This is a genomic window from Mucilaginibacter sp. P4_C11 (assembly GCF_056402115.1).
On record NZ_JBFUIA010000069.1, the window covers coordinates 1 to 6,106 of the forward strand.

Consider the following 6,106-nt stretch of genomic DNA (forward strand, 5'->3'; position numbering starts at 1 on the left):
CTATACCGACTGGTACTCGGTATTAAAGGTTTGGAAGGTATATTAATAACACAATGCAATCAAATTTCAAAAATGACATTACACAACCTGTAATTTTCAACACCCCAAAATCATTAGACTTATCAGTATTATTCCCTGCTTACTCGGAAGATAAATTAAATAAAGTACGGTACATAGTACACCAGTGTAATTACTAYAGCAATAAGAGCGGTTACAATCTTGACCTGAATAATCACAGGTGGTTTTTATCGTTAACCCGTAATGACCTATCCTTCATCAAGAAAACTCTGATTGAAGCATCCGTTATTAAGCTATCAAGTAAAAGCATCAGGGGCGCAAAGTCAGAACATTATTCAATGGTAAAACCGTTCAATTACTTGAATGATGCTACCGTCAATAAACATTTCTTTTACCTAAATACAGTTGATTGCCCGTTATGGGTTCAACGATATGTGGCTGATGATTCAGCTTGCCGTAACGCTGAAACAACCGCTTGGGTAAAACGCCCTAATGATTGGCAACCTTCAACAGGTCAACCGACAGCGGTTCAACCTCTGGAAGTTCAAAACAATGATAAAGATGCTTACATCAAACTTTTGGAAGCCGCTTTAATAGCTAACAACATTGCTTTGCCCGTTATGGATTCAACCCCGGCAATCTCTCAGGTAGCGGTACCAGAGCTTAAAATGGCCGGAGGCCATGACGGCACCGTATCAGCACCAGAGGCTTTAAAAACAGAGGTAGTCTCGGCTGCGCAAGTACTGCAACCAGAGGCTAAACCAGTTGATAAGGCTAAACAGTTTTTGGCAGACCTTAAAGCGCAAACCGCTGCAAAGGCAAAACCTTCAACACCAGAGCCTTCAAAAGCTTTAACAGCCCTTAACACTGACGTACAACCGATGGAAGGTTTCCTGATGGTTAATTCCACTAAATATAAGCGGGCTACCCAACTTTTGGGCTTTATGGAACGGTTTAAAATGGAACGGAGGTTGAAAGAATTGGTTGCAGAAGGCTATCAAGGCAAAGAAACCTTTACTACCGAAACTTGGATATTAACCTTTGAAATTGATGCTTCAACCCGGACGGTGACACTTTCGGGCGTTTTGGATGCCGAACTGGCAGCGTAAAAGTCAATTTTATATTTCTTATAAGTTAATTTCAAGGTTTTGACCTACTGAATCGACAACTAAGAAGTTCACTCTGAATTTTTAGACCGTCTGAACTTCTTACCTCCATTTAGCTATAAAAAATGCTCATTTGGGAGTAAAACTAAATTTAGATTTACTTCGGGGCCATTTTGCTTATTTCCAGACAGTTAAGTGTAAAAATATTTGATATTTTGAGCGAAAAACCCGATATTTGAAATAGAAAAAATCAGGTGCGAAACTGGGAAAAAATTGGCGATAGTGAGGGTGATAAATAGTTAAAATCAACGCAAGGTTGATTAAAAATGCGAAGCTTAGGTTTCGCATTTCGCATTTAAAGGGGGTAGGTTAAATCTAAATTTAGTTTTACTATCCGGGGCATTTAACAAAGTAACAGTGTATTTATAATAAAGGGAGGAATCAATATGAACAAACATTCTACAGCAGTGAACGAAACAGTAAATCAGGAACTGACCCACCTGTTAGAAGTATTCAACGGGATTGATTATATGGATGCCGTCTGGCAATGTGATTGCCATTGTGGTTTAGTAATCAATCACCACGGAGCGCAAACCACGCTATGGCTAAAATATGATGAACAGCATAGCCTATATAAGCTGTATTGCAGCATTCCGGAGGAAAGTTTCCGGGGCGAAGCACATAAATTTAAGTGCTTATCAGAGGTAGCCAACTATATAAGCTTTTCAAATCAGGCGTACCCTGAATACGCCATACATCTACAGATTATGGCAGATGACATTGAAGTATAAACAACGTCCCGGTATAACAACCGGGCATTAAAAACAAATAAAACAAAACACAAAAACAATATGAACACACAAGTACAATTAAATGTATCTGCTTTAGAAGAAGGTACATCAACAGCGCAAGAGAAAAATAATTTAATGATGGAAGCAGAACTGCAATCCTTAGCAGCGTACCTAACAACAGAGGGGTACGATGTAGATGATATGTCCTTTTTTTTACAGATTGACGGGCAGTTTGACATTCAGGTTAAAAAGTCATCCCGTAAACTGATTACGTTTCTTCTAACCGTTGAAACCGCACCAGTCTACTTTGAAGCAGAATCATCCAACCTGATATCTTCAATTATTGATTATTGCGGAGAGCGCAACGAGAATGCCGATAGAAAAGCAAATGTAAACCTCACTGTAGAATACGGTATCTAATCCAATTTAAGCATGGCGTACGCCATTTAAACACCAACCCAACCCCCGGTGTAAACTGCCGGGGCTTAAAACACTAAAAAAAACAACAACAAATGAGAAATTTAAAAGAACTAATTACCCTTACCAACACCGACATCAACAGTGATGAAAAGACTTATCAATTGGATGTTGCAACTAATTTTCACCAGTTTAAAGAACTTGCGAACGATATTAATTACAACAGCAGTCTCAATGAATTTACTTTACCCCTTATCAGAGATAATAAATTTTATGGGGCGAGAAATACGGGAGTTAAAATTGAACACTTTGAAGATAAACTAATTCTGCAATTATTACCTAAGAGTCAATTTACCCCGGAAAAGATATTTTTAATGGCAAATATCACCAATGGTTACATCAGTGAATATATTAATTCTGATGAATATAAAGGTTTTAATAACGATGGCTTATATAAACTGCATATTGCAACCGCCAAACAGGTTGACGAATTACTAAGTAAGTACTTCGCTGCGTAAACTACAATTTAAAGCCGTGCCATGCACGGCCAATTAAGCCCCGGTGTAACGTGCCGGGGTTTATTCATTTATAAAAAGCTTGTAGGGTTCAACCTTTAGGACTTCGGCGATAGCGTACAGCATTGAAACGGTGGTGTTGATTTTACCTAATTCTATCCGGTTAATTTGGGATAGGTCGGTATCAAGGAGGTTGGCTAAATCTTGTTGACTTAGGTTCTGCAACTTCCGGTACTTTCTGATGTTGGCACCGACCGTTTTTATACCCTTAATGTCACGTGGATTTGCCATTGAACAAAAATTGATATTAACCGACTTGTTTATTTAGGCGTATATGCCTAAATTTGATAAACTTTAAATAGGATGTCAGGTAAGATTTGGTTTGATAATTGGCAGGATAGTGTTGTATTCCTTACGCTAATAGCATTGATGTTAGTAGTACTGTACCAGTTTTATTTGATTGACAAAAGCAGGAAAAAAAGAAAAAATTAAATTATGAAAACTATAATGAACCTTAGCCTTATAGCACTGGTGTCAATTACTTTAACCGCTTGCGTTAAGAGCAGTACGCCCGCACCAACTAAAAAGTTACCCCCGATAAGCCCGCTATCAAAGCGAGATACCACTATTGTAACTTTAAAGTAGGAACAAATGTTTGACCGGGATTCTTACTATTCACAAACGGATGTTTTGAAAAATTTTCAAATTTCGGATAAGAAGTTAAAAGCCCTGTTCGTGGTGCATTACGTTCCCGTGGTAAGCAATTTAATCACGTACGGCAACTACTATTCCATCACGGCGAAGTACCGTCTAAAGACAGATGTTGACGCTCTGATGGTTCAACTAAACATATCCCGAAGGCTTAAAAAGTCATAGCCGGGACTATTCTTTTTAGATGCCCTCCGGGCTTGGTAACACTTTCTTTAAACCTTGTGACCTGTAGCCCCCGCTACGGGATTTTTATTTGAAAAATATTTTTCTTTTTCTATCAATTTTTAGGCCTTTTTCAAATTTCCGTGGTATTTATAATAAACAACGAATACAAATGCAAGTACTACAATTAAACAATTTAATCTTTATCAGTACCACAGAAGGGTACTATATGGTAGATACAAATAATAAGAGCGGTAAAGCAATCAGTGAAGATTGCTACACCCTGATTTCTGAAATAGCAGAACTAAAGAATGACATTAAAGAATTGAAATAATGAGCGATTACGAATTAGAAGAAATAAAAGGCAGAGGATATTACACCGCTTTATTCCCTAAAGTTCAAACGGACTTTAGCCCTGTAGAAGATAAAGCAGTTTGGGACTGTTCAGGTTGTACGCTAACAACTGATTGGGTAGGCGAAATAAAAATTAGATATCAGAAAGTTGAAGATTATTCAACATCTTTTTTAGAAGTAAAAAAATATCAGGCTTTAAAAGATTTGGCTGTTAAACTAAATTTAACAATGTGTTACATCAATGTATACGCTGATGCAACCATTACCTACAACCTATCAAATCTGCCGATTGATAGTTACGAAGTAACCTCAGAGTATTGCCCGGTCGCAACGTCCGAAGATGCCAGAGGCTACACATTTAAGGATATGATTAACCTGCCTAAAGATGCCGTATCACGCAAAATAAATTCAGGTTACAGGAAGTTGGAAGGGTGGCAAAAATGATTTTAACCGCTATTTTAATAGCCTTGGCGGTAAACGGCTTATTAATTAACCCGGCTTACCTCTGGTGTTTAAACAGGCTTCGCCTGGACTTTGCCCCCTTCAACTGTTCTTTATGTTTGGGATGGTGGTACGGTTGTATCTGGATAGCGATACAAGCCTTATTAGGGGTTTTTACTATTCAACTGGTCTTAGTGCCATTAGCTGCATCTTTCTTAGCTGTAGCCCTTAGCAGGTGGTTTGAAAGCCTACCTGTACGTATAAAATAAACCGGGGTGGATATCAAACAACAAGCGGATAAAATCATAACTGATTACTACAATACAGGTAGATTAAAAGTAAGAATAGACGGCTACTATAAGGGTAAATTGCATATCAGCAGATACACAAAAATAGCCGAAGAAGTTGAATTACAGGTCTGGTTGGAACTCTCAAAGTATCCCCCGGAAAAACTGGTTGAACGCTTTAATCGCAATCCAAACAGCGTAGAGGCTTTAGCGGTGGTCATTGCCAAATACCAGTTTATGCATAAGAAAAGCAACCCTGATTCCCCGAATAACTCTTTTGGTACAAAACTGGTCTTCGGCTCAAATTATTTCAGCGATGATTACATCAGCGCAACAGATACTTATAATGAATCTGGTGATAATGCTGATTACCGGGGCATACCAATTTCAGACGGTGAATTTTACGCCGACCGGGATTACAGCCCCGACAGGTGGCAAGAGATTCAAAAACGCTTAACACCTGATGAAATAGAGTTTGTTAACGCTCTCTGGAACGGCGAAAAGTTTTACAAGCGCAAGCCCACAAACGCCTATAAAGAATACCGAACGTACCTTTTTAACAAGATTAAAGAAATGGATTTAAACAAAGGCTTAACGCCCTTAGAGCAAATAAAGACCAAACTTACTATGCAGGAAAATAAACTGTTTGACGTAATGTTTGATGATGACCTGAACCGTCAGGATAAGATTAAGAAGTTAAAATTCAGTGAGCAGCAGTACATAGCCCAACACAGGATTTTACTTAAAAAAATTAAGACACTGAATATAAAGTAATGGTTTACAAAGTAACAAATTACCCCGATTGGCATTTTGCTTTTTGTAATAAAAACAGCCAGACGCTTAATAAGTACTATCAGATTCGTACCAAAAAGATTGTAGAAAATAAATTTATTACCAAAAATGGAATTGATGATGATTTAAACCACCTGAATGAAGTTTTAGAAAATTATGAACGTTTCTTAACGAACTTAATCAATTCAGGGAATTACAACGCAGCCTCAGTACTTATTGAAGTAATGAACTGGCTAAGTGATTATGAAATTATGTATGAATTATTATGACCGATAAAGTTTACACTTACCTATTCAACAAAATGAATCAGGAGACGGCATTAATCATAACAAAATACGATGCCGACGAAACCGCCATAAATAACATTTATGCGGGGTTTTTAGAGCAAATCGGGGAAACGGGGGATGCTCAAATATTCATCAATTATATAGTACAGTTGATAAGCTTCTTAGAGCAAAAAGAAGATTACGAAAAGTGTTTTCAGTTATTGAAACTACAGAACAAAATTAAAG

10 protein-coding genes are annotated in these 6,106 nt (G+C 37.7%); 9 read left to right on the forward strand and 1 reads right to left on the reverse strand.

The features are described 5' to 3' along the window. Nucleotides 1-53: 53 nt before the first annotated feature. From AC1DU2_RS30610 to AC1DU2_RS30625, 4 genes are all read left to right on the forward strand, one after another. A complete protein-coding gene (locus AC1DU2_RS30610) occupies nucleotides 54-1,127 on the forward strand; it encodes a hypothetical protein (RefSeq protein WP_477389392.1) in 1,074 nt (357 codons plus the stop codon). Nucleotides 1,128-1,570: 443 nt separating this feature from the next. Continuing rightward, nucleotides 1,571-1,915, forward strand: a complete 345-nt coding sequence (locus AC1DU2_RS30615; protein WP_477389394.1) for a hypothetical protein — start codon at nucleotides 1,571-1,573, stop codon at nucleotides 1,913-1,915. Nucleotides 1,916-1,975: 60 nt separating this feature from the next. Then, nucleotides 1,976-2,335, forward strand: a complete 360-nt coding sequence (locus tag AC1DU2_RS30620) for a hypothetical protein (protein WP_477389396.1) — start codon at nucleotides 1,976-1,978, stop codon at nucleotides 2,333-2,335. A gap of 92 nt (nucleotides 2,336-2,427) precedes the next feature. Continuing rightward, nucleotides 2,428-2,850: a hypothetical protein gene (locus AC1DU2_RS30625; protein ID WP_477389398.1), complete on the forward strand. Its 423-nt coding sequence runs from the start codon at nucleotides 2,428-2,430 to the stop codon at nucleotides 2,848-2,850. A gap of 60 nt (nucleotides 2,851-2,910) precedes the next feature. Here the strand turns inward: AC1DU2_RS30625 and AC1DU2_RS30630 are convergent, their stop codons facing one another. After that, complete coding sequence (locus AC1DU2_RS30630) at nucleotides 2,911-3,138, reverse strand: helix-turn-helix domain-containing protein (protein ID WP_477389400.1); 228 nt, start codon at nucleotides 3,136-3,138, stop codon at nucleotides 2,911-2,913. 754 nt (nucleotides 3,139-3,892) lie between these two features. Between AC1DU2_RS30630 and AC1DU2_RS30635 the strand changes: the two genes are divergently transcribed. The 5 genes from AC1DU2_RS30635 to AC1DU2_RS30655 all read left to right on the forward strand — a co-directional run. Beyond that, nucleotides 3,893-4,054 (forward strand): hypothetical protein, encoded by a 162-nt coding sequence (locus AC1DU2_RS30635; RefSeq protein ID WP_477389402.1) that lies wholly within the window; start codon nucleotides 3,893-3,895, stop codon nucleotides 4,052-4,054. Next, on the forward strand, nucleotides 4,054-4,518 hold the full coding sequence (locus AC1DU2_RS30640; protein WP_477389404.1) for a hypothetical protein: 465 nt from the start codon (nucleotides 4,054-4,056) through the stop codon (nucleotides 4,516-4,518). The genes AC1DU2_RS30635 and AC1DU2_RS30640 overlap by 1 nt, the downstream gene beginning before the upstream one ends. Before the next feature lie 272 nt (nucleotides 4,519-4,790). Then, nucleotides 4,791-5,576 carry a hypothetical protein gene (locus AC1DU2_RS30645; protein ID WP_477389406.1) on the forward strand — a complete coding sequence of 262 codons (786 nt, stop codon included), beginning with the start codon at nucleotides 4,791-4,793 and terminating at the stop codon, nucleotides 5,574-5,576. After that, nucleotides 5,576-5,863: a hypothetical protein gene (locus AC1DU2_RS30650; RefSeq protein ID WP_477389408.1), complete on the forward strand. Its 288-nt coding sequence runs from the start codon at nucleotides 5,576-5,578 to the stop codon at nucleotides 5,861-5,863. The genes AC1DU2_RS30645 and AC1DU2_RS30650 overlap by 1 nt, the downstream gene beginning before the upstream one ends. After that, on the forward strand, nucleotides 5,860-6,106 hold a 247-nt coding region (locus tag AC1DU2_RS30655; protein ID WP_477389410.1), incomplete at its 3' end, for a hypothetical protein. The genes AC1DU2_RS30650 and AC1DU2_RS30655, both read left to right, overlap by 4 nt.